Source organism: Streptomyces bohaiensis (assembly GCF_012033785.1).
Classification (GTDB): Bacteria; Actinomycetota; Actinomycetes; order Streptomycetales; family Streptomycetaceae; genus Streptomyces; species Streptomyces bohaiensis.
On sequence record NZ_JAAVJC010000388.1, the window covers coordinates 1 to 3,330 of the forward strand.

General features: G+C 73.8%; 3 protein-coding genes and 1 pseudogene. 2 read left to right on the forward strand and 2 right to left on the reverse strand.

The annotated features are described in order from the left end of the window. Positions 1-245 (reverse strand): (2Fe-2S)-binding protein (locus HCN52_RS23020; RefSeq protein WP_168090362.1); only part of this gene is annotated, 245 nt, incomplete at its 3' end. A gap of 130 nt (positions 246-375) precedes the next feature. Next, positions 376-1,725, reverse strand: coding sequence for a class II 3-deoxy-7-phosphoheptulonate synthase (locus HCN52_RS23025; RefSeq protein WP_168090360.1), 1,350 nt, complete (start codon positions 1,723-1,725; stop codon positions 376-378). Positions 1,726-1,831: 106 nt separating this feature from the next. Here HCN52_RS23025 and HCN52_RS26550 point away from each other — a divergent pair, with 106 nt between their 5' ends. Beyond that, entirely contained in the window at positions 1,832-1,888 is a 57-nt protein-coding gene (locus HCN52_RS26550; RefSeq protein WP_512700791.1) for a trp operon leader peptide, read from the forward strand. A gap of 198 nt (positions 1,889-2,086) precedes the next feature. Beyond that, positions 2,087-3,226: pseudogene (locus HCN52_RS23030) on the forward strand (chorismate-binding protein); the annotation flags it as partial. Between the last annotated feature and the right edge of the window lie 104 nt (positions 3,227-3,330).

Sequence of the window (3,330 nt, forward strand, 5' to 3'; positions counted from 1 at the left end):
GCCGCGTGCGCCGGCAGTGGGGCGGCGGGCGACCCCACCGGCACCGCCTCCGCGGCGGCGCTCGCGGCGACGCGACGACCGCAGGGGGCGCCGCGACCGAGGAGCCCCTGGATCCGGCGGACGCAGGAGCCGCAGTCGGTGCCGGCCTTGCAGCGGGCGGCGATCTCACGAGGGGTACCGGCGCCGGCGGCCACATGATCGTGGACCTGCTGCTCGGTGATGCCGAAGCACGAGCAGACGAACACCGTCACCTCCGGGACGTGGACACGGGACACCCCACCGATGTGGTGAGGTAAACCTAACCTTACCCAGCGGGTGCAGGGTACGAAAGGGGCGCCGTCGGCCCGGTCCGCCGCTGTCGCGGCGGGCGAGAGGTCACTGCGCCCGGTACATCTCCGCCACCAGGAACGCCAGGTCGAGCGACTGGCTGCGGTTGAGCCGCGGGTCGCAGGCGGTCTCGTACCGCTGGTGCAGGTCGTCGACGAAGATCTCGTCGCCGCCGCCCACGCACTCGGTGACGTCGTCACCGGTCAGCTCCACGTGGATGCCGCCCGGGTGGGTGCCCAGCGCCTTGTGGACCTCGAAGAAGCCCTTCACCTCGTCGAGCACGTCGTCGAACCGGCGGGTCTTGTACCCGGAGGCCGCCTCGAAGGTGTTGCCGTGCATCGGGTCGCAGACCCAGACGACCTGCGCACCGGAGGCGGTGACCTTCTCCACCAGCTCGGGCAGCCGGTCCCGGATGCGGTCGGCGCCCATCCGGGTGATGAAGGTGAGCCGGCCCGGCTCACGCTCCGGGTCGAGCCGGTCGATGAGGGTCAGCGCCTCCTCGGCCGAGGTCGTCGGCCCGAGCTTCACACCCACCGGGTTGCGCACCTGCGCGGCGAACTCGATGTGCGCGCCGTCCAGCTGGCGGGTCCGCTCCCCGATCCACACCATGTGGCCCGAGACGTCGTACAGCCTGCCCGTGCGGGAGTCCACCCGGGTCAGCGCGGCCTCGTAGTCCAGCAGCAGCGCCTCGTGCGAGGCGTAGAACTCGACGCTGTGGAACTCGGCGGGGTCGGCTCCGCACGCCTTCATGAAGCTGAGCGCCGAGTCGATCTCCCGCGCCAGCGCGTCGTAGCGCTGCCCCGAGGCGGAGTTGCGCACGAAGTCCTGGTTCCAGGCGTGCACCTGCCGCAGGTCGGCGTAGCCGCCCGTGGTGAAGCCGCGGACCAGGTTCAGGGTCGCGGCCGAGGAGTGGTACATCCGGCGCAGCCGCTCGGGGTCCGGCGTGCGGGCCTCGACGGTGAACTCCGGGCTGTTGACGGAGTCGCCCCGGTAGGAGGGCAGCTCCACGCCGTCCCGGCGCTCCGTGGGCTTGGAGCGGGGCTTGGAGTACTGGCCGGCGATGCGGCCGACCTTCACGACGGGCACCGCCGCCGCGTAGGTCAGCACCGCGCTCATCTGGAGCAGCGTCTTGAGCTTGGCGCGGATCTGGTCGGCGCTCACCTGGTCGAACGCCTCGGCGCAGTCCCCACCCTGGAGCAGGAACGCCTCGCCCCGGGCGACGGCTCCCAGACGGGCGCGCAGCTGGTCGCACTCGCCGGCGAAGACGAGCGGAGGATAGGACGCGAGGTCCGCGGTCACCGCGCGCAGAGCCTCTTGGTCCGGGTACTCAGGCTGCTGCGCCGCGGGAAGGTCGCGCCAGGTGGCGCTGGGGGTGCTGATGTCAGCGTTCACGGTCACGTTGTCAGGTTAGCGGCGTGCGGGCCGTGGTCCGCGCTCCGCCCGGGGAGTGAGATGACCGCCACGCCGGGTGTGCGGACGGCCCGGGCGGGCTATGCTCCCCGGCATGTTCGCGCAGCCGACCCGTTTCTGGTGGTGGACCGTCCCTCCGGCGGCCCACTGATCGCGCGATCGACCACATCGACGCCACGGCCGCCCCGAGGGGCGGCCGTCGTCGTTCCCGGGCGACTCCGCGGCCCGTCCCTCCTCCCGGCCCCGCCCACCCGAGGGAACCCCGATGCCGCCCACCCCGCCCGCCTCCACCCCGCCCGACACCTCCGCGCCCGACACCTCCGCGCCCGACGCCCCCGACCGCCCCGTCGCGGCCCTGCTGCGCGGGCTCCGCTCCCCGACGGCACCGCCCTTCGCCCTGCTGCGCCGCCGCACCCCCGGCCGGGACGCGGACGTCGTGGAGGTGATGACCGGGCCCGTCCGCGACCTCGACCGGCTGGCGGAGATCCCGGACCGCCCCGGAGAGCGGTGGGGCGCGCTCGCCCTCGTCCCGTTCCGCCAACTCTCCGAACGTGGTTTCGACGTCGTGGACGACGGCACACCGCTGACGGTGCTGCTCCCCGACGAGGTGCACGAGCTGCCGGTCGCCGAGCTGCTGCCGCTCCTCCCCGACCACCCGGTCACGGTGCGCGACGAGGGCTTCGACCTCGACGACGACGCGTACGCCGCCACGGTGCGCCGGGTCCTGGACGAGGAGATCGCCGCCGGGGAGGGCGCCAACTTCGTCGTCCGCCGCACCTTCCGCGGGACGATCGACGGCTACCGCCCCGCCGACGCGCTGGCGCTGTTCCGGCGGTTGCTGACGGCGGAGAGCGGCGCCTACTGGACCTTCGTCGTGCACACCGGGCGCCGGACCCTGGTCGGAGCGAGTCCGGAGGTCCACGTCCGGGCGTCCGGCGGCACCGTGGTGATGAACCCCGTCAGCGGCACCTACCGCTACCCGCCCCAGGGGCCGGACCCCGAGGGTCTGCTGGCGTTCCTGGCGGACGCCAAGGAACGCGACGAGCTGTCGATGGTGGTGGACGAGGAGCTGAAGATGATGTGCGCGATCGCCGACGGCGGCACGGTCGTCGGGCCGCGGCTGGCGCCGATGGCGCACCTGGCGCACACCGAGTTCGAACTGCGCGGCCGGACGGTGCTCGACCCCCGGGACGTACTGCGGGAGACCATGTTCGCCGCGACCGTCACCGGCTCCCCCGCCCGCAACGCCTGCCGCGTCATCCGTCGCCACGAGGCCGACGGCCGCGGCTACTACGCCGGGGCGCTGGCCCTGCTGGGGCGGGACGCCGGCGGGGCGCGGACGCTGGACTCCCCGATCCTGATCCGCACGGCGGACATCGACGCCGCCACCGGGCGGTTGCGGGTCGGCGTCGGCGCCACCCTGGTGCGGGGCTCCGACCCCCGCGCCGAGGTCGCGGAGACGCACGCCAAGGCGGCCGGGGTCCTCGCCGGGGAGTGAGATGACCGCCACGCCGGGTGTGCGGACGGCCCGGGCGGGCTATGCTCCCCGGCATGTTCGCGCAGCCGACCCGTTTCTGGTGGTGGACCGTCCCT